This window comes from Klebsiella sp. 10-1 (assembly GCF_009758445.1).
Classification (GTDB): domain Bacteria; phylum Pseudomonadota; class Gammaproteobacteria; order Enterobacterales; family Enterobacteriaceae; genus Klebsiella; species Klebsiella scottii.
This window is the reverse complement of sequence record NZ_WQRE01000006.1, coordinates 346,562-367,008: the sequence shown is the minus strand read 5'-3', so window position 1 is coordinate 367,008 and position 20,447 is coordinate 346,562. Positions and strand designations below refer to the sequence as shown.

Below are 20,447 nucleotides of genomic sequence, written 5' to 3'. Positions count from 1 at the left end.
GGGAAACGCAGGGGCTTATTTTTTCATAAGCCCCTGTTTATTTAATATATTTCGGGAACAATCATATTATCCGGAACCGGGTTACGGTGGTATTCCGGGTTGCGCTTACGCTGTGGCAGGGTGATAACGCTGCCATCGCCTTCCGTGTAAGGAATTTGCTGCAGAAGATGGCTGATGCAGTTCAGTCGCGCCTTTTTCTTGTCAACGCCCTGGACCACCCACCAGGGCGCCTCTGGAATGTTAGTGCGTTCTAACATCACCTCTTTCGCCTCGGTATAGTCCTCCCAGCGGCAGCGGCTCTCTAAATCCATAGGGCTAAGCTTCCACTGTTTGAGCGGATCGTGAATGCGGCTGAGGAAACGCAGCTCCTGTTCGTCATCGGTGATTGAAAACCAATATTTGACGATCTGAATGCCGCTGCGGGTCAGCATTTTTTCGAACTCCGGTACGCTACGGAAGAACTCTTCGTACTCTTCATCGCTGCAAAAGCCCATCACCCGCTCCACTCCGGCACGGTTGTACCAGCTGCGGTCGAACAGTACCATCTCGCCGGCCGCCGGTAGGTGGGCGATATAGCGCTGGAAATACCACTGCGTGCGTTCGCGATCGTTCGGTGCCGGCAATGCCGCCACGCGGCAGGTGCGAGGGTTCAGGCGCTGAGTTATACGCTTGATCACGCCGCCTTTGCCGGCGGCGTCGCGCCCTTCGAAGACAATCACCAGTCGGTGACCGGTGCGCATGACCCAGTCCTGCAATTTTACCAGTTCGCCCTGCAGACGCAGCAATTCGCGGAAGTATTGCTTGCGCCAGGCCTTTTTCTGATCGCTGTCGACTTCGGCGTTGTTAAAACGCAAATCGTCCAGTTCCATCTCCAGCTCTTCATCATAGCTGTCGTAGAACTCCTGCAGCAGGCGCTGGTTGAAGGTTTCGTCGCGGTCAAATTCATGCATAGACATAATCGTTTTCCGTCTTAGTCTTTTTAGAAATTGGTGAAGACCCAGTAAAGCGTTGCCGACAGCAATATTGAGACCGGCAAGGTGAGCACCCAGGCCATCAACAGGTTGCGTAACGTGGACATCTGCAAGCCGGAGCGGTTGGCTGCCATGGTGCCGGCGATGCCAGAGGAGAGCACGTGGGTGGTTGAAACCGGTAGACCGAAGGCGTCCGCCGCGCCGATGGTAGTCATGGCGACCAGCTCGGCGCTGGCGCCCTGGGCATAGGTCAGGTGGGATTTACCGATTTTCTCACCAACGGTCACGACGATCCGCCGCCAACCGACCATGGTGCCGAGGCCCAGGGCGATAGCCACCACCACTTTTACCCAGAACGGGATAAAGCGGGTGGCGCTGTCCAGCTCGCCCTTGAGCGCGTCGAGGTTGTGCTGTGAATTAGTGGAAATCTGCAGCTGGTTTTCAGATTTAAGATGTTTGATGGTTTCCGACGCCAGATACATATCGTTACGGGTGTTGGATACCGACTGCGCGGGGATCTTATCGACCGAGCCGTACTGGCGGATCTGATCGCCGATAGCGCCGGTCAGCTGGGCCAGGGCCGGCACCACTTCCGGGGTTAGCTCCCTGGTACGCACGTAGCTGGTCAGTACCTCGCGTGGAGGCTGCTGGCCGACCGCCGGAAATTGCTGCAGCAAATCGTTTTTGGTGACTTCTGCCAGTGCCGCCACCCGCGGAATTTGCTCCGGAGGCATCGAACGGTTCAGGGCATAGGCAATCGGCATGGTGCCCACCAGGATCAGCATGATGAGCCCCATGCCTTTCTGGCCGTCGTTGGACCCGTGAGCGAAGGAAACGCCAGTGCAGGTGAGGATCAACAGGCCGCGGATCCACAGGGGAGGCGGCATATTCCCTTTAGGGGCGGTGTACAACTGACGGTTCTTAACGAACGCTTTCAGCACCAGCAGCAGCAGGGCGGCGAACACAAAGCCGATCACAGGCGATAGCAACAGCGCATAGCCCACCTTTATTGCCTGCCCCCAGTCAACGCCGCTGGTGCCGGTACGGCCGTGGATCAGGGCATTCGCCACGCCGACGCCAATAATCGAGCCAATCAGCGTGTGCGATGAGGAGGCGGGTAGCCCGAGCCACCAGGTGCCGAGGTTCCAGATGATGGCGGAGAACAGCAGGGCATACACCATCGCGAAGCCGTTGCCGGTACCGGCCTGCAGGATCAACTCAACCGGCAGCAGCGAGATGATGCCGAAGGCCACCACACCGCTGGACAGCAGCACGCCGAGAAAGTTAAAGAAGCCGGACCAGACCACCGCCACCATTGGCGACAGCGAGTGGGTATAAATTACGGTCGCCACTGCGTTAGCCGTGTCGTGAAAACCGTTAACAAATTCAAAGCCTAATGCAATCAGGAGCGCTAATCCGAGCAACAGGAAAGGAATATAACTTGTATATACTGCGCCGGCGTCATGTACATCATTAAATAAATTTATCCCTGCAAATGCTATGCCTATAACTAATAATAAAACAAAAAAAAGAACAGCTAACCTGCTGTTCTTCTGATGTATTTTAGGAAGGCCGCTGGCGGTTTCCATTTTAGATTGAATAGCGCTGTTATCACTCATAAGTTACCTTTTTAAAATCACGCCCACATATGCTTTTAAAGCGATCTGCACGCCAGATTATTATTAAGTAACATTGCTGTTTTATTTCAGAAGGATTAATCGCGCATAAAAATCATGCTGAGCCGTCAGCTCCTGATTGAATGACGTGAATATGCGTATGGTATTAATATTTACCACCGTGATGTAGTAAGCCGTTGGGCTAATAATCTTATTGTTAAATAAAAATCAGCCGTACGTGTTAAGTCATGCCGATCAGGCAGCTGTAATGTTCAAGACGCTAGCCGCGCTCAATGCGAAACGACAAGCCAGGAGAAGATATTGGTATGCTGCTGGAACCGCTGGGCATCGCTTCCCCGACGACCCGCTATCGCCGTCGTCGGGGCCTGCTTGATGAATGATTATGCCAGCGCCAGCTCCTGCTCTTTGGCCGCCTGCTGACGCTTGCGTTCCAGATCCAGCGCGCCGCGATGCGACAGATAGCAGAACAGGATGCAGCAAATGACGCCGCCCATTAACAGATAGAAACCGCCGTGCCAGCCCAGATTATCCACCATTACCCCGAACAGACTGGTGCCCAGCGAGGCGCCGAAGATATAGCTCATAAAACCGCGTAGACCTACGGCGGAGCCGACCGCGAAGCTCGGAACAATCTCCATGGTCTGTACCGAAGCCAAAAATTGCGGCACGTAAATCAGGCAGCCGACGATGGCGGCAAAAACCGTGACCATAAACAGTGAGTCGCTTTTCCAGTAACCAATCAAACAGAAGAAGATCAGCGTCATGCAAATCATTGCGAGCGGCATCCTGTGGCCCTTAAATACCTTATCCGACAACCAGCCGGCCAGCAGGGTAGACGGAATGGCCGCCCATTCAAAAAACAGAAACGCGACGCCCATCTCCTCTTTGGAGAAGTGTTTCACCGACAATAAGTAGATTGGCAGCCAGCTGATCATGCCAAAGCGCACCATATAGACGAAGACATCGACCATCGATACATACCAGGCGTTTTTATTCCTTAGCACGTAGGTACAAAAAATCTGCCATGCGCTCATGTTTTCCGGCGCTTTGTCGATATTACCGGTATTCAGCAGCACTTTCTCTTCTGGCAACATTTCGTCCAGTGCCGGCAAGCCTTCGCTGCGCGGTGAGCCTTTACCGAGAACCAGCACCACGAGCGCAAACAGTACCGCCACCGCCGCAGGTACGATATAGCTGGCGGTTTGCCAGTGTTCTGAACCCAGTAGCGCAAACGCGGTGCCGACGATAGGGGCGACAATTCCGCCGCCGACGTTATGCGAGATATTCCAGAACGCGCCTACACGGCCGCGTTCGCGGCGTGGAAACCAGTTGGCGATGGTAATGAATGAGGGCCCTACGCCCATCCCCTGAAACAGCCCGTTGATCACGACCAGCACCACAAAAATCCAGAACGCGCTGCTGAAACCCAGACCGACGTTAACAATGGCGCACATGACCAGGCCAAAGGCCATAAAGACCTTTGGGCTGGCCTTGTCTGCCAGGCTGCTCATCACGCCTTTGCTGATACCGTAGGCAATCAGCATACAGCTGCTGAGCATCCCTATCTGGGTGGCGCTGAGATCGAGCTGCTCTTTCAGATACGGCGTCGACAGGGTGAAGTTATTGCGCACAATGTAGTAGGCGAGGTAGCCGAGAAATACGCTTAATAACGCCTGGAGACGATAGCGTTGGTAAGTGGGTCTTATTTGTTGCGCAGGAACCGCAGCTGCGGCGACTTTTTGTTTTAATAATGAAAACATGTTTAAGTACCTATATTATGTTATCGGTAGTGAATCATGGCGTGCAAATTTGGCGGTGTGGCATGCGAAATAGATTGTGGTAAAAATAAACCAACAAAACAATTCAGTGTATTTGAGTCAGATTTGACTCAAATACAAAATCGGATATCTATTTTTTGACTCAAATGTATTTTTGCCTTCACTCTATAATTCGGTGATAATTGGTCCGGATTCAGCGCTCCGTCATATCCTTGCGGGAAACAGTCGGCGCTTGTTAGCTTGATCATCTTAACACTATGATTTTAATGAGGGTTATAAGCTATTATCTCTTTCCGGGGATTAAACAGAATGTTGACTTACTCCGCGGTTTAATCGAGGCGTTATCCATAAATGAACTTTTTTGTCACAAACCGGGGCGGGGTTTTATTTATTATTTTTCCTGTTTTATGAAAATGATCACAAAACAATTGCAGCGAAAAGGACGTAGCATGGATAAGCGGTCAAATAAACAGCAGCGAGGTATGATGGTCGTCGGTTTATTTCTCAGCCTGATAACGGTATTTTCTGTTCAGGCCAAAAAGAGTGAGCTGGTGATTGCCACAACGTTTTCGCCCGATGCCACCGCCTATATCATCAGCCGCTGGCAAACTCAGCCGCAGTCGGTGATTATCCGTACCCTCAACCGTACCAGCGCATCGCTGGAACAGCTGCTGGATAGTGCAGGGGGTGAGAATATCGATCTGGTGCTGACCTCTTCGCCGATGCTGCTGCAGCATCTGCAGGAACATCAACGTCTGGCGGCCTACCCGGATGCGCCAGCGCAGTCCCAGCAGCTGGTACCGGAATCAATCCGCAGCACAGCCGTCGCCGTGGCCATCTCCGGCTTTGGGTTGTTAATCAACCAGCGTAATCTCAGCGAACGCCACCTGCCGCTGCCCGCCAGTTGGGATGACCTGATGCAGGCGCGCTATCAGGGAACCTTGTTGATGAGCAGTCCTTCCCGTTCCGATACTAACCATCTGATGGTGGAGTCGCTGCTGCAACAGGAGGGATGGCAGCGGGGGTGGGAAACCATATTGAGCGTGGCAGGGAACCTGATCACTATTTCCAGCCGCAGTTTTGGCGTGGCGGATAAAATCAAAAGCGGTTTGGGGTCGGTCGGTCCGGTCATCGATAACTACGCGAACCTGCTGCTTGACGACCCGAACCTGACGTTCCACTATTTTCCCCACTCGGCAGCCTCGCCAACCTATGTGGCGTTGATCCGCCATAACACGTACCCGGCGGAAGCCCGGCGCTTTATTCAGTTTCTGCTGAGCCCGGAAGGGCAGCAGGCGCTGTCGGATAACAATACCGGGAAGTATTCGATTATCCCCGCCCCTGGCAACGGCGCGCGTGCGCGGCAACAGCATCAGCTACTGAGCGAACCCTCTCTCAATTATCAGCTGATTTTGCAACGTCAGCGTCTGGTGCAAAAGCTGTTCGACACCGCCATCAGTTTTCGCTTGTCCCAGCTGAAAGACGCCTGGCGCGCGCTGCATAATGCCGAATCCCGACTTAAGACGCCGCTGCCGGAGATCCGCGCCTTGCTGACCGCCATGCCGGTGAGCGCTCAGCAAAGTCGGGATCGGCGCTACCTCCAGCAGTTGGATAACAAAGATCAGGCCGAGCAGTTGATGATGGAATGGCAGCTGTTTTTTCAGGAGCAGCAGCGACAAGCGATTGAGAAACTGGAGAATCTGAAATGAGGCTCCCCGGTTTTATTAAAAACCTGACCATCAGCGCCAGCCTGCGCGGCGCCTTTCTCACCGGGGCGCTGCTGACGCTGATTGTCAGCGGCGTCAGTCTATATTCCTGGCACGAGCAAAGTTCGCAAATCCGCTATGCCCTGAATGACTATTTTCCGCGGATACAGACCTCATTTCTGATTGAAAACAACCTGAATACCGTGGTCGATCAGCTCAACGAATTTTTGCTGGCGGCCAATACCACCTCACGCCTGCAGTTGCGCAACCAGATCCTGCAGCACCTCGATCAAATCGCCACTCTTAGCCAGCGTCTCGACACACCGGAGCGCCAGCAAATTGAACTGACGCTGCGGGACAGCCGCCAGCTCCTCGCGAGGCTTGACCGTTCGCTGTACAACATGTTCATCGCCCGTGAGAAGGTCAATGAGACCACCGCGCGGATTAACTGGCTGCATGAAGATTTCACCACCGAGATGAACTCTTTGGTGCAGGATTTCAGCTGGCAGCAGGGCGCGCTGCTCGATCAGATGGAGGCAAAACCGGGGAATGCCATCCCCCGACTACAGGCCAATCTTCGTGCGGTGCAGGGGGAGCAGCAGCAGGTCTATACCCTGGCGCGTATTGAAAATCAGATTATCAGCGACCTGCGCGACCGATTGATCGAGGTGCAGTCCAGCACAGAGGGCAATGGCAATATTGAAGGGCATATTCGCTATCTGGCCTATCTGAAAAAAACCGCTGGCGACAATATGCATCTGCTGGAAAGCTATCCCAGTACGATAACCCTGCGCCAGACGATTGATGAGCTACTCGATATCGGTATTGCCGAAAATAAAATGCCGGCGGCGATCCGCGAATATATTCAGGCACAGGACTCGCTATCGCAGGTGACGCAAGACAAAGAAACGACGCTGGCCCGCTTTCGCGCCCAGCTGGAGTCCCAGCTCAGCGACAGCCACAGCAAAATGCGCGCCTTTAATCAGCGCCTCGAACATACCATGTGGTTCAGCGGTAGCCTGATTCTGATTGCCACGCTGCTGGCATTGATCCTTGCCTATTTGCTCAACCACTATTTTATCCGCTCGCGGCTGGTTAAACGCTTTAACCAGCTTAACCAGACGGTAGTCCGTATCGGGTTAGGCGACGTTAACGCCGACATTCCGGTTTACGGCGAGGATGAACTGGGGCGCATTGGTAAACTCCTGCGCCATACCCTCGGCCAGTTAAATCAGCAGCGTCAGCTGTTGGAGCGGGAAATTACTGAGCGAAAAAGGGTGGAAACGCATCTGCGCACCACCCAGGATGAACTGGTTCAGACCGCCAAGCTGGCGGTGGTTGGGCAGACCATGACCACTCTGGCGCACGAAATAAACCAGCCGCTCAACGCGCTGTCGATGTATCTCTACAGCGCACGTAGCGCCATCAGAAACGGACAAGCGGATAACGCCGGTCAGACGCTGAGCAAAGCCGAGGGACTGATTGGCCGCATTGACGCCATTATCCGCAATCTGCGGCAGTTTACGCGGCGGCCGGAGGTTGATGCTCCCGCCAGCCCCGTCGATCTGCGCCATGCTTTTGTCGCCGCCTGGGAGCTGTTATCCCTGCGTCATAAGCCGCTGCGCGGCTCGTTGCACCTGCCCCCTGGCGCAGTGCAGGTGCTGGGAGATGAGGTGCGGATCCTGCAGGTGCTGGTCAACCTGCTGACCAACGCGCTGGATGCGGCACAGGGTGCACCCAGCATTACAGTTGCATGGGTGCAGTCAGCCGAAGGCTGGACGGTAACCATCACGGATAACGGCTGCGGCTGGCCGCTGGAGCTGGCCGACTCTCTGCTGAAACCGTTTGTCACCAGCAAGCAGCTGGGGCTGGGGATCGGCCTGTCAATCAGCGAATCCTTGATGCGACAGATGGGCGGGCATTTACGGCTGGCGTCGACGCTGAGCCATCATGCCTGCGTTGTTTTGCAATTTTTACCAACGGATGTCAACCATGCTCACTCATCAACATAATATTCTGCTGATTGACGACGACAGCGACGTGCTGGACGCCTACACTCAGCTGCTGACGGAGGCCGGACACCGGGTGTATGCCTGTCGCGATCCGCTGATGGCGCAGGATCTGGTGAGCGAGGAGTGGGGGGGGATCGTGCTGAGCGATGTCTGCATGCCGCATTGTTCCGGTATCGATTTGCTGAAGATCCTGCTGAAACATGACCCCCATCTGCCGGTGATGCTGATTACCGGCCACGGTGACGTCCCGATGGCCGTCGATGCCGTCAAAAAAGGGGCATGGGATTTTTTGCAAAAACCGGTTAACCCGGAGCAGCTGTTAGGCCTGGTCGATAAAGCGCTGGCCCAGCGCCAGACGCAGGTCGTGCGTCGGCAATGGCAAAAGGAGCAGCTGGAAGACAACCTGATCGGCCGTAGCGAATGGGTCATTCAGATGCGGCATACGCTCCAGCAACTGGCAGAAACCGATATCGCGGTCTATTTCCATGGTGAACGGGGCACCGGGCGTACGCTGGCAGCGTGCTATATGCATCGCCTTAGCTCACGTCATTCGCAGCCGATTATCTTCGGCGATATCCTCGAAGAGCAGGACACGCCGCTCAATGAATGGATCGCGCAGGCGCAGGGCGGGACGCTGGTCCTGCGCAATATCGAGTATCTGACCCAGGCGCAGCAGCATATGCTGGCGCACCTGCAGGGACAAGATGAGCTGCCATTTCGCCTGGTCGGCATCGGGCTACAGCCGCTGATTGCCATGGCCGGCAATAACCGCATTATCCCCGATCTCTACTACTGTTTCGCCATGACCCAGCAGTATTGCCCGCCGCTGGCGCAGCGGCTTGACGATATCGAGCCACTATTCATGCACTATCTGCAACAGGCCTGTTTGCGCCTGAATAACCCTGTACCTGAACTTCCAGCGGCGCTGGCTAAAAAACTGATCGCGCGTCCCTGGCCGAATAACGTCCGCGAGCTGGCCAATGCCGCCAAACTGTTTGCCGTCGGGGTGATGCCGCTGGCCGACATCCCGAACCCCATGCTGCACTCCGTTGAGCCCGTTCAGCTCGACCAGCGGGTCGAAGATTACGAGCGGCAGATTATTGTCGAGGCCCTGAATATCCACCAGGGCCGAATTAACGATGTCTCCGAATATCTGCAGATCCCGCGCAAAAAACTCTATCTGCGGATGAAAAAGTTTGGTCTGAACAAACATCACTACCGTTAACGGGTCAAAGCGGCGTATCGGTTCAGCCTTTTAGGCGCACGGCGGCCCGCTTTTCGCTCACCAGGAATAACGAGTTGACGACGATCGCGGTGAGGGTACCCGCCGCCATGCCGTTACCCAGCACCATCTGCACTCCGACGGGGAAATTCTGGTACAGGCCAGGCACGAGGATCGGCAGCATCCCCATCGCCAGACCAGTGGCTAAGGCATAGGTTTTCCCCGGCTTGTGCAGCGGCTCGCGGGCAATCATATCGATGCCGATGACCCCGATGATGCTGAAGACAATCACCGCCGTCCCGCAGACCACCGGACCGGGCAGACAGGTGGCAAGGCGCACCAGCGGCGAGAATAACGCAATCAGGATTAACAGCAATCCGGCAATCGCCGTGACGTGGCGTGATTTGACGTTAGTGGTCCGAACCACGCCGATATTCTCGCCGGAGGTGATGATCAACGAAGTACCGAAAACGCCGCCCAGCAGCGAGATAACGGCGTCGCCGCGGATGGTGCGGGGAATGGCCTGATGGACGTTTTGTGTCGATTTGACGATCTCTGCGGTGGCAATCGTTTGCCCGGTTGCTTCAGCCATAGAAATCACCGCATAAATCAGCAGCGGTAGCGACGCTGACAGATTGAAGATTGGCCAGCCGAACGGAAACAGCTGCGGCAGGCTGAACAGCGGCCCGTGGCTGACGCCGCTAAAATCGGCGCTGCCCAGCAGCATTGCAAGCAGCGTGCCCGCCAGCAGGCCGAACATGACCGACAGCTGACGTAGGATGCCGCTGAACGCCAGAGCGAAGATCAGTGTAATCAGGATGGTGACCAGCGCCAGAATAATGTTCGTGGGCTGCGCAAAGTGGCTACTGCCCGGCTGACCGATAATGAGCCCGCCGTACAGGCGAATCAGGTTGATGGAGACCAGCAGCAGCATAATCCCGATAATAAACGGCGGGAAATGGTGCAGAAAACGGCGAAAAACGGGTAGGGCAATAAAATAAAACAGCGATGTTAAGATCACCGCACCAATTGCCGTTTGGATATTGGTCTGTAAAGCGATAGCGATGAAGATCGCGATAGGGGCACCGCCCGGAACCATAATAAACGGCAGGCGCGCGCCGAAGCTGCCGATACCGAGGCTTTGCAGGATGGCCCCCAGCCCGCACATCAGAAAGGTGGCGCTTAGCAGCGATGTGGTGACGCCATCGCTGAAGTGAAGCGCCTGGGCAATAAGAAAAACGGCGGTGATCGGCGTAGCGGCCACAACCAGCACATGCTGAAGGGCCAGCAGCAGCTTAGTTTGCCAGGGCAAGGCTTCGTTTTCCGGCACGGCGGAGTCAGAATACGGCATAAATTCCTCCCAAAGACGTGAGAACATCCCCGCCGACCCGCGTCGGCGAAGAGCGATTATTTCAGCCACGGTAGCGCATCGGCCGCGTAGCGGTGCGCGCGGAAGGCGCTGTTTTGCTTACCGGGGATGATCCCCTTGCTAAGATGCTCCGGGTATTCATTGAAGTAAGGAATAATGTATTCCCATACCGTCTCCCCCTGTGGAGTCACTTCAAACAGGCGGCCGAAGGCGGATTCGCAGATAAAGGTATTGCCGTTGGCCAGGCGCTGAGCGCTGCCCATATAGGGTGAGAAAAAGGCCGGCGGGAAAATATCGCGATATTGCCAGCGAATAGCCTGGGTGTGCGGGTCGAACTCCAGCACCGTGGAGTGTGGCGAGGTTACGCCGGTGCGCAGGTTACCGTTATCGAACACCAGAATCGAACCATTTTCCATCTCAATCGGGGTGTGCTGTTGGGCGACGACATCCGGCCCCACGTGCCAGACCTTGCTGCCGGTCTCTTTATTGACGGCAATTACCCCGGAGGTGGTGCGCAGGCTCATCAGCACCAGGCCGTCGCGGGTGACCGACAGACCGTTGATCATCGGCCAGTGGCGGCGGTCGAAGATCTCATGAACCGGAAAATCTTCCGGGGCCAGATGCTCCCAGGCGCGCCATTCCCATACCACTTCACCGTCGCGATTGACCTCTTTGACGATATCGCTCTGTATGACTCCGTCCGGCGCATCGCGGCGCGGATCGCCGCCGGTGACGCGAGCGGCAATTTCCGCCGGCAGCGGCGCCGCCGCGGTATACAGCAGGTTACCGTTCGCCAGCCACTGCGCGTCGTGGTGATGGAAGATATCCTCATAATGCCAGACCACTTCGTTATCCGGAGTGACTTCATAAAAATCGCCGCCGTGCCAGAGATCCCAGGCCGGATAGAGGTTGGCTGAGATGCTGTGGCTACCGTTATAGCCGAGGTTACCGTTAGGCAGCAGCACGGCATCGCGTCCGGCACGAACCGGGAGCTGCCACTGGTGCGCCTCTTTTCCACGCTCATCAACCAGATATACCCGGCCTTCGGCAGTTTGTGGGGCGAAGAGCGTATAGCCGCCGAAGCTTTTCCCCATATCGGAGAAGGTCAGCCCGCTCGGACGACGCCCGAGGGTGAATGCAGGATCCTGAGATAAGTGTGCCACGTAGCCTCCTGAAGCGATTATTTTCTGGCAAAATACGCCATTAAAACGTTTTAATGAAACAACATTAGATAGGAATGCTCGCCAGAGAGCTACGGTAAACGGCCACTTTTTTAATATGATTTTGTTATGTAATAGTGCCGAAATTCATACCCTGGAAATGTGCTACCCTGAGCGTAAATTCTCGGGAGGGAACGCCAGCCAGATGACTGCTCAAGATAAAAAACGCGCCAGACTCATTGATGTTGCACGCCTTGCCGGCGTATCGCCTGGCACCGTGTCTAATGCGTTACATCACACCCGTTTTGTCGAACCTGAGACCCGGCAACGTATTGAGGAGGCGATTCAGGCACTGAACTACACGCCGAATATTCGCGCCCGCCAGCTGCGTACCGGCAAAACTAACACTATTGCGCTTCTTTCTTCCTTGCCGCTGACCATCGCTTCCGGAGCATCGAAGCTGGGTTTTATGATGGAGGTCGCGCTTACGGCGGCGATTATGGCGCTGGAGAAGCAGCATGCGCTGATCCTGGTCCCGCCCGGGAAGAACCCGCTGGACATGGTGACCTTTGATGCCGCCATTCTGCTGGAACCCGCCGAAAACGATCCGCAGCTGCAGGCTCTGCAACAGGCGGGGATCCCATGTATCACTATTGGCCGCACGCCTGGAACACCGACGCCGGTACCGTGGGTGGATCTGCATTCGGAAGCGACGGCGAAACTGTTGCTGAGCCACCTGCAGACAGAAGGCGCCGATTGTTGCGCGCTCTTTGTCGGGCATACGCCGCGGACCTCCGCGCTGGAAACGGAGGCCGCTTATCGCCACTGGTGCGAAGGGCGGCAGGCGCCGGTGATCTATTACCTTGATGAGCAGGAAGGGGAAACGGCTGGCTATCAGGCGGCGCGTCAGATGTTGCAGGAACATCCCGAAATCAATGGCGTCCTGGTACTGGTTGATACCTTTGCCAGCGGCGCCGTGCGCGCTTTTCACGATGCGGCGATCGCCATGCCGCAGCGGATGCGCTTAGCCACCCGTTATGACGGTATTCGCGCCCGGGAATCCTTGCCGCCGCTGACGGCGGTGAACATGCACCTTGATGAGGTTGCCCGTCAGGCCGTCACGCTACTGTTCGAAGTGCTGGCCGGACATAACGTGATCGGCAGCCGCGGGCAGATGCCGGAACTGGTGGTCAGAGCCTCGAGCAAATTGTCGTAAGGGTCGTCAACCGCCGCGCTAGCGGCGGATGGCCGGCTTCTTAAACAATGAAAAGGTGAGGGATGCTTTAACTGCACATGAGTAAATAGCAACAGGTTTGGCTGAATGACACGGCCGTTTTCAAGATACAGTGAAAATTCGGGCATTTGCCCGATAGCAATTCCAGATTGTGGCCAGATGAATAGAAGCTGCGGCAAAACGTGACCCGATGCTTTTGCTGCCAGAGGACCAGATGATCAATATGGTATCTGAGGAGATACAACGACGGCATGAAGAAAATGAACTCGGAGGAAATGAGAGGGAAGTCAGAAATATCAACGTATTTATTTATCAATGCCTGCATGCTGTATGTGAAGTCATAAACCTTCGCAGTCAATTTAACTTATGTTTAGTAAAAAGCCAGTTCATAAAATAAATATTCATATCCAATTGTTTTAATTATGTTTTTTTGATATAAAAATGAATTCACCTCCAAAGAACTTCATGAACTAAAAGGAAATGCGTATCTTATGAGCATTTTCTAGCAGCTTGCTCTGCTTCACCATTTTCCAACTTAATCGCATAACCAAGCACATCAATGTTCAGGGGGATATCTGATTGTCTTCTTGAGTAATTTATGAGTTACGGTAACATTTAGATATGCCACAAAACCCAATCAGAACTGCCCTTTCTGAGGGCGGTAGCGTTGTCACGACTGGCTCGGCTGCCTGAGGCGTATTTGTCGGGTAAGAGGGCTCTATCATGGTTTTCTATTATAGGAAGAAATCATGGATGAACTAAATAACTTCTCATATTACTGCTCCACTTTGGTCAGGCCATGTTGATTGCCCGGGAACGGAGATGCCGCATTCATAGACTGATTTACCTGTTTCAGTAACTGCCACAGTATCGACACTGATGGTTTCGCATCAGGGAGCATCCGTGTTTCTTTGGGTGCTCTTGAGACACTTTCTGCCCCGTAATTCGATTAAAGTCACCCATGGTTCGACTCGTAATCGAATGTATCATAGAAAACCCTGTATATTCAGTCGGATACAGTAACTGTCTAGCTTGTGGTTATTAACATTAAATATATTGCTAACTTGGCCATGCTTAACATGGAATTAAAACGTTTTGTCAGGTGCTTTGCAGGCTATTGCACATCTGGAACCACAAACAACAAATGATACCTTTATTGAGCGTTTTAACCGGATCTACCGGACAGAAATTTTGGTTTTTTATCTGTTCAGAACCCTGAATGAAGCGAGTGAAATTAAATATCTATTTATTTCTGCCCTTTACTGATTATTTTTTATTGTTGATTCATAAGGAAGGTTTTTTAATGACTTTATGGTCTCTAATAATTAAACATGAAGGATAATATGTCAATCCACAGTAAGTTTTTACCTAGTGATCGTTCCAAGCTTCATATTGCATCGACTGATGTTTCAAAAAACAATGAAGCTGAGCGTTATGTTACTAAGTGCTTCAATCAGCTTATGAACAAAGACCCGTTCATTCATAAAATATTTCATGATCTTTTCAACGAGGGATTCGAAGGAGTTATCTTTGGCGGATGGGTAAGGGATAGAATAATTGAGCTTAGAACGGGGCAATCCATTAAATCTAAAGACATAGATTTTGTTTGCAAAGGGAAGAGTAGACTCACCCAAAACATGCTTGATACCGATTTAGTACAAAAAAATATGTTTGGTGGTTATTTTATAGATTATCCTACCATGCATATAGATTTATGGGAGCTAGATAAAACATATTTAATTGAAAAAAATAAATTAGCAAATGAATTTTCATCTTTATTAATTACTTCAGATTATACTGTTAATGCGGTTATTTATTACCCAAACCAAAATGGAAAAATTGCATATCTTTTAGAAAACGGTTGTCTGAATTCTATTGATAATAAAGAATTGGATTTCTTGGCTGACGAAGTTGCATTTCCTTTAATTCAATCAGCAAGGGCTTCTATATTTTCAGCCAGATTCGGATTTGAGATTTCTAATACAATTAGTGATTTTATTAAAGCAAATTGTCAGGATGAAAAAAGCATTAATGAAGTTAAAAAAGGGATCATCAAATTTTGTAGTTCAGAGTATAAAGATAAGGCTTTGAAAATTTTTGATTCTGTACTATCTAAAAAACAATAAGGCATACATATGGAAACTAGTTATTTCTCTCACTGTTGGGGTGTGTTTGAAGGCGGTGGCGTTAGGGGCGCTGCGCATGCAGGTGCTTATCAAGCTGCAAAAGACTCAGGTGTGCAATTTGAAAGACTAGCAGGAACTTCAGCAGGATCAATTGTTGCATCACTTATAGCAGCAGGAGGCTCCCCAGAATATATCTCGAAGATTTTAAATGAAACTGACCTTAACTGTTTGTTAAGCCCAGCCAAAGAGATTGATGCGATTTATAAAAACAATCATACGTTGCTTGGATTAGCTAAATATATACCAATTAAGAAGTTCAAGCCAATTAAAGATATCATTTTTTATTCTGGAGTACATTCATCATCTAAACTACAAGATTGGGTCGAAGAAAAGTTAAGAGAATTAGTACAACCTGAACGTGAAAAAGGGATTTCTGGAAAGGTCTTGTTTAAAGAACTAAAAATACCGTTACATTTAGTTGCGACGAATCTTTCCAATGGTTTGCCACAGATTTGGTCTATTGAATCAACTCCTGAGGAAAGTGTATCATATGCAGTAAGATGTTCATGCAGTATCCCATTTTTTTTTCAGGCAATTTCCGAAAAAAACTCTATATTAGTTGACGGAGGTGTTGTCAGCAATTTACCATCATTTGTCTTTTCTAAATTGCTGGAAGGGATGTCTTCATATACCAAAAGACCAAATATAATAAACTTTAGATTAGTACAAGAGAGTAGCTCGGAGCAAAAGCCCAATAATATAATTGAATACTTTGAAAAATTATCAAATGCCGTTGTATCTGGCGCTACTGAGGTTCAAAAAACATTACAAACATCAATATACAATATTTTAATAGATACGGGTGAGATTGGTTCCACTGATTTTGCAAAAATAACATCTGAGTCAAAGAGTATGCTATATCGAGCGGGAGGTGATGCAGTACGTGAATTCATTGCGAATGAAAGAGCTTTAATAAAACAAGGGAATCAAAATGCTGTATCTCAAGGATTTGATGAGAAGATGCTCTTGCTAATGCAACAAATAAGAGATTGCCATGATAATTTCATATTTTCTGGGGTGTCTTTTTCTTGGTTGGACTTTTTATTTCCAACTATATTCATTGCGCTTAAGAGAGGTATTCAAGTAAAATGTTTAACCTTAAATAAAATAGAGGAAAAAGAAGAAAGATTTCATTATTTACTTGATAAATTAGGCGTAGAGATTGTTTGTTTAGATAAGTTACCATTTAATGGATTTTTCTTTTCACCATTTGAAGAGCATAGTACTGCAGTTCTTACAACCACCAAAGATAGCAATGATATTTATAGAGATGAAAAAGTCAAGATATATAGCTATTACTCAGATGCACCAATAATTGATCTCTTAAGAGAAAAAATCGATTCCTTATCGCTTAACTTAGAAAAAAAATTAAATGTACTTACATATACTCAATGTTCAGACATGGAGTTTTTCACCAGGCTTAGAAATGTTCGCCAATATAAACGTGCTAAATTTACGATAGAAAGGCTTGATGTGAGTGACCAGATTTATACAATGTCAGATTCAGTGAAGGAATATAAGGTCTCACAAATCAAAAGCCTAATGGATGATATAACTAAATCTGGCGCTGATATTCAGGAGTTACTTAAAGTCCAGTTGAACGATGGGGCGACTTCTATTATTACGCCACCGATTTTAGAGAAGATCCATGATAAATATTATGTGATTGAAGGGAACGCAAGGTTATTCTATTATTACACCAAAGGAATTAAGACTATCAAGGCGGTTATAATTGAGGATGTTTATGATGCATTACCTTCACCACGGTCTAACCCTCTAAGCAAACTGCGTATAACATCGCTTACTCAAACATTTGCACAAAATTATCAGCAAAGTGATAAAAGTAAATTTCGTCATATTGAGAAAGCTGTTCACCCTTATCCACCTGAAGATTAGAATGCTATGATAATGGCCGAATTATTTGGAGGGAGAATGACTGATGATATGTTGCCGTGCGATCAACGGTAAATGATGTTTCTTTTGAGTATCTTCGGCAGCACTAGCTATTCTGGAAAAACTCTAACACGGTGGCCAGTTTTAGAGTTTTTCCAGTATCGGTTTTCCGATTCGTTTGGTGGTAACCCACCGTTATATTCATGCGGTCTGAGCGCGCTGTAATATCCAACGATATAGTTCGTTATGGCGTGAGTTGCATCGCTGAAGCTTACGTAACCCATCACTGGCACCCATTCGTTCTTCAGACTCCGGAAGAAGCGTTCCATTGGACTGTTATCCCAGCAGTTTCCACGCCGACTCATACTCTGTCTGTCCGATACCGCCGCAGTGACTGCCGGAACTGTCTGCTTGTCTATAAATTCTGAAGTGACAGTCGGTTAGCTTCCTTCATGGGCCGGTCATGCCGAGTTGTTAAGTATGGCTGTTTGCGATAAGCTTTCAATACTCTTTAGCGTTGGACGGTTACGTCTAGTCGGGTGATTAGCCAGACTCTAACTTATTGAACGTATTAAGGGTTGCGAAAGTGTCGCAACCCGAGATCGTTCCTCTCTCGGGTTGCGACACTTTCGCTTCCTCTAGTAAAGAGTGAAGCCCGGCGCAAATGCGCCGGGCCATTTTCAGGTACTGTTATGTCTGTTATTCGTGGATTAGCTTCGGTTTTACGTCAAAGTGACTCTGATATCAGCGCCTTTCTTGTGACCGCCCCGAGAAAGTACAAAGTTTACAAAATCCCTAAGCGTACGACGGGATTTAGAGTCATTGCCCAGCCAGCCAAAGGGCTAAAAGATATCCAACGAGCCTTTGTTCAGCTCTATAGCTTCCCTGTTCATGATGCTTCAATGGCCTATATGAAAGGGAAGGGAATTCGTGATAATGCTGCAGCACATGCTGGCAACCAGTATCTCCTGAAGGCGGATCTGGAGAATTTTTTTAACTCAATTACACCGGCAATTTTTTGGCGGTGCATTGAAATGTCATCTGTGCAGACACCTCAATTTGAACCTCAGGATAAGCTTTTTATTGAAAAGATCCTTTTCTGGCAACCGATAAAGCTTCGCAAAACCAAATTGATATTGAGTGTTGGTGCGCCTTCTTCACCAGTCATATCCAATTTCTGTATGTATGAGTTCGATAATCGAATTCATGCGGCTTGTAAGAAGGTGGAGATAACATACACACGCTATGCAGATGACCTCACGTTCTCGTCTAATATCCCTGATGTACTGAAAGCAGTTCCTTCAATACTTGAGGCGTTACTGAAGGATTTATTCGGAAGCGCGCTCAGACTTAATCACAGCAAAACGGTTTTCTCATCAAAAGCACATAACCGGCATGTGACTGGTGTAACAATAAATAATGAAGAAACACTGTCACTAGGGCGCGATAGAAAAAGATTTATCAAGCATCTGATTAACCAGTATAAGTATGGACTCCTTGATAATGAGGATAAAGCTTATCTGACCGGGCTGTTAGCATTTGCCAACCATATTGAGCCCGGGTTCATCATACGGATGAACGAAAAATACTCATTAGAACTCATGGAGCGCCTGAGAGGACAGAGATGACCAAACAATATCAAAGAAAAGCAAAGGGTGGAAATTTACTGTCAGCATTCGAACTTTACCAACATAATACTGATGAAGTGCCTGGTCTGGGTGAAATGTTGGTGGATGAGTGGTTCGAAATCTGCAGGGATTACATTCAGGATGGACATGTTGATGAGTCAGGAACATTTCGTCCAGAGAATGCGTTCTATCTTCGCCGACTGACGTTAAAGGACTTTCGCCGTTTCTCTCTTCTGGAAATCAAACTCGAAGAAGATCTGACAGTCATTATTGGCAACAATGGTAAAGGGAAGACAAGCATCTTATATGCGATCGCAAAAACGCTGAGTTGGTTCGTCGCGAACATCCTGAAGGAAGGCGGTAGTGGACAAAGGTTAAGCGAACTGACTGACATAAAAAATGACGCTGAAGACAGGTATTCAGATGTCAGTAGCACTTTCTTCTTTGGCAAAGGACTTAAGAGTGTGCCGATTAGATTGTCACGCTCAGCCCTTGGTACAGCGGAAAGGCGGGACAGCGAGGTTAAACCTGCCAGGGATTTAGCTGATATATGGCGAGTCATCAATGAGGTGAAGACGATCAACTTGCCGACGTTTGCTCTTTACAACGTTGAGCGATCGCAACCCTTTAACCGCAACACAAAAGATAATACCGGACGCAGAGAAGAGCGTTTTGATGCCTATAGTCAAGCGCTCGGTGGCGCAGGTCGTTTCGATCATTTCGTTGAGTGGTACATTTACCTGCATAAGCGTACTGTATCAGATATCTCAAGTTCAATTAAAGAACTTGAACAACAGGTTAATGACTTACAGCGTTCCGTTGATGGCGGTATGGTTTCGGTAAAATCACTTCTGGAACAGATGAAGGTAAAGCTTAGTGAAGCTACAGAAAGAAATGATGCTGCGGTTTCCTCGAAAATGTTAACTGAGTCTGTTCAAAAAAGTATTGTTGAGAAAGCAATCTGCTCGGTTGTCCCTAGTATCAGCAATATATGGGTTGAAATGATAACGGGTTCTGATTTAGTCAAAGTTACCAATGATGGTCATGATGTCACTATTGACCAATTGTCTGACGGGCAGCGTGTATTTCTGTCGTTGGTGGCCGATCTTGCGCGAAGAATGGTTATGCTGAATCCCCTACTGGAAAATCCATTAGAGGGACGTGGCATTGTTTTAATTGATGAAATAGAACTTCACCTTCATCCTAAGTGGCAGCAGGAAGTTATCCTGAACCTGCGCAGTGCATTCCCTAACATTCAATTTATTATTACAACACACAGTCCCATTGTTCTTTCTACTATTGAGAAACGCTGTATTCGTGAGTTTGATCCCCACAATGATGGCGACCAATCATTCCTTGATTCTCCCGATATGCAAACAAAGGGAAGTGAGAATGCTCAAATTCTTGAGCAGGTAATGAACGTACATCCTACACCGCCTGGTATTGCGGAATCTCATTGGTTAGGTAATTTTGAACTATTGCTTTTAGATAATTCAGGAGAGCTTGATAACCAGTCTCAAGTGCTTTACGACCAAATAAAGGAGCACTTTGGCATCGATAGTGCTGAGTTGAAGAAAGCAGACAGCCTTATTCGCATTAATAAGATGAAGAATAAAATAAACAAGATAAGGGCCGAGAAGGGAAAATAGGA

The 20,447-nt window shown here is 49.7% G+C and carries 13 protein-coding genes and 2 pseudogenes; 9 read left to right on the top strand and 6 right to left on the bottom strand.

Translation table 11 applies throughout. From position 1 onward, the window contains the following. Positions 1-41: 41 nt before the first annotated feature. The 3 genes from ppk2 to pgtP form a co-directional block, all read right to left on the bottom strand. The gene (gene ppk2 / locus GO007_RS21665; protein WP_095103563.1) at positions 42-956 is read right to left on the bottom strand and encodes a polyphosphate kinase 2; all 915 of its coding nucleotides are present in this window, start codon (positions 954-956) and stop codon (positions 42-44) included. Between the two features lie 23 nt (positions 957-979). Further along, entirely contained in the window at positions 980-2,590 is a 1,611-nt protein-coding gene (locus tag GO007_RS21660; protein ID WP_095103561.1) for an inorganic phosphate transporter, read from the bottom strand. Between the two features lie 398 nt (positions 2,591-2,988). Continuing rightward, entirely contained in the window at positions 2,989-4,368 is a 1,380-nt protein-coding gene (pgtP, locus tag GO007_RS21655) for a phosphoglycerate transporter PgtP (protein ID WP_095103559.1), read from the bottom strand. A gap of 500 nt (positions 4,369-4,868) precedes the next feature. Here pgtP and GO007_RS21650 point away from each other — a divergent pair, with 500 nt between their 5' ends. From GO007_RS21650 to pgtA, 3 genes are read left to right on the top strand one after another with little or no spacing between them, the layout of a single operon-like run. Then, positions 4,869-6,095, top strand: a complete 1,227-nt coding sequence (locus GO007_RS21650; protein ID WP_370525583.1) for an ABC transporter substrate-binding protein — start codon at positions 4,869-4,871, stop codon at positions 6,093-6,095. Further along, complete coding sequence (pgtB, locus tag GO007_RS21645) at positions 6,092-8,104, top strand: two-component system sensor histidine kinase PgtB (RefSeq protein ID WP_095103557.1); 2,013 nt, start codon at positions 6,092-6,094, stop codon at positions 8,102-8,104. Before GO007_RS21650 ends, pgtB begins: the two co-directional genes overlap by 4 nt. After that, positions 8,085-9,329 (top strand): two-component system response regulator PgtA, encoded by a 1,245-nt coding sequence (pgtA, locus tag GO007_RS21640; protein WP_095103555.1) that lies wholly within the window; start codon positions 8,085-8,087, stop codon positions 9,327-9,329. Before pgtB ends, pgtA begins: the two co-directional genes overlap by 20 nt. A 22-nt stretch (positions 9,330-9,351) precedes the next feature. On the opposite strand, the gene GO007_RS21635 is transcribed toward pgtA, so the two are convergent. Continuing rightward, positions 9,352-10,677: a uracil-xanthine permease family protein gene (locus GO007_RS21635; RefSeq protein WP_095103553.1), complete on the bottom strand. Its 1,326-nt coding sequence runs from the start codon at positions 10,675-10,677 to the stop codon at positions 9,352-9,354. 56 nt (positions 10,678-10,733) lie between these two features. Then, complete coding sequence (locus tag GO007_RS21630; RefSeq protein WP_095103551.1) at positions 10,734-11,858, bottom strand: aryl-sulfate sulfotransferase; 1,125 nt, start codon at positions 11,856-11,858, stop codon at positions 10,734-10,736. A gap of 202 nt (positions 11,859-12,060) precedes the next feature. Between GO007_RS21630 and GO007_RS21625 the strand changes: the two genes are divergently transcribed. The 4 genes and pseudogenes from GO007_RS21625 to GO007_RS21605 all read left to right on the top strand — a co-directional run bounded on the left by GO007_RS21625 (position 12,061) and on the right by GO007_RS21605 (position 17,171). Next, entirely contained in the window at positions 12,061-13,071 is a 1,011-nt protein-coding gene (locus GO007_RS21625) for a LacI family DNA-binding transcriptional regulator (RefSeq protein WP_095103599.1), read from the top strand. Between the two features lie 1,158 nt (positions 13,072-14,229). Next, a pseudogene (locus GO007_RS29745) lies at positions 14,230-14,331 on the top strand (integrase core domain-containing protein); the annotation flags it as partial. A gap of 101 nt (positions 14,332-14,432) precedes the next feature. After that, the gene (locus GO007_RS21610) at positions 14,433-15,215 is read left to right on the top strand and encodes a hypothetical protein (RefSeq protein WP_095103549.1); all 783 of its coding nucleotides are present in this window, start codon (positions 14,433-14,435) and stop codon (positions 15,213-15,215) included. Positions 15,216-15,224: 9 nt separating this feature from the next. Next, on the top strand, positions 15,225-17,171 hold the full coding sequence (locus GO007_RS21605) for a patatin-like phospholipase family protein (protein WP_095103547.1): 1,947 nt from the start codon (positions 15,225-15,227) through the stop codon (positions 17,169-17,171). A gap of 107 nt (positions 17,172-17,278) precedes the next feature. Here the strand turns inward: GO007_RS21605 and GO007_RS21600 are convergent. Then, positions 17,279-17,583 (bottom strand): annotated as a pseudogene (locus GO007_RS21600) (integrase core domain-containing protein); the annotation flags it as partial. 277 nt (positions 17,584-17,860) lie between these two features. Here GO007_RS21600 and GO007_RS21595 point away from each other — a divergent pair. Both GO007_RS21595 and ptuA read left to right on the top strand, forming a co-directional pair. Beyond that, on the top strand, positions 17,861-18,796 hold the full coding sequence (locus tag GO007_RS21595) for a retron St85 family RNA-directed DNA polymerase (RefSeq protein ID WP_095103545.1): 936 nt from the start codon (positions 17,861-17,863) through the stop codon (positions 18,794-18,796). After that, a complete protein-coding gene (ptuA, locus tag GO007_RS21590; protein WP_095103543.1) occupies positions 18,793-20,445 on the top strand; it encodes a retron Ec78 anti-phage system effector ATPase PtuA in 1,653 nt (550 codons plus the stop codon). Before GO007_RS21595 ends, ptuA begins: the two co-directional genes overlap by 4 nt. The last annotated feature ends 2 nt before the right edge of the window (positions 20,446-20,447 follow it).

Bases quoted from the DNA above. Each gene is read 5' to 3' on its own strand.
- ppk2 (WP_095103563.1), bottom strand. From the start codon at position 956: ATGTCTATGCATGAATTTGACCGCGACGAAACCTTCAACCAGCGCCTG.
- GO007_RS21660 (WP_095103561.1), bottom strand. From the start codon at position 2,590: ATGAGTGATAACAGCGCTATTCAATCTAAAATGGAAACCGCCAGCGGC.
- pgtP (WP_095103559.1), bottom strand. From the start codon at position 4,368: ATGTTTTCATTATTAAAACAAAAAGTCGCCGCAGCTGCGGTTCCTGCG.
- GO007_RS21650 (WP_370525583.1), top strand. From the start codon at position 4,869: ATGATGGTCGTCGGTTTATTTCTCAGCCTGATAACGGTATTTTCTGTT.
- pgtB (WP_095103557.1), top strand. From the start codon at position 6,092: ATGAGGCTCCCCGGTTTTATTAAAAACCTGACCATCAGCGCCAGCCTG.
- pgtA (WP_095103555.1), top strand. From the start codon at position 8,085: ATGCTCACTCATCAACATAATATTCTGCTGATTGACGACGACAGCGAC.
- GO007_RS21635 (WP_095103553.1), bottom strand. From the start codon at position 10,677: ATGCCGTATTCTGACTCCGCCGTGCCGGAAAACGAAGCCTTGCCCTGG.
- GO007_RS21625 (WP_095103599.1), top strand. From the start codon at position 12,061: ATGACTGCTCAAGATAAAAAACGCGCCAGACTCATTGATGTTGCACGC.
- GO007_RS21610 (WP_095103549.1), top strand. From the start codon at position 14,433: ATGTCAATCCACAGTAAGTTTTTACCTAGTGATCGTTCCAAGCTTCAT.
- GO007_RS21605 (WP_095103547.1), top strand. From the start codon at position 15,225: ATGGAAACTAGTTATTTCTCTCACTGTTGGGGTGTGTTTGAAGGCGGT.
- GO007_RS21595 (WP_095103545.1), top strand. From the start codon at position 17,861: ATGTCTGTTATTCGTGGATTAGCTTCGGTTTTACGTCAAAGTGACTCT.
- ptuA (WP_095103543.1), top strand. From the start codon at position 18,793: ATGACCAAACAATATCAAAGAAAAGCAAAGGGTGGAAATTTACTGTCA.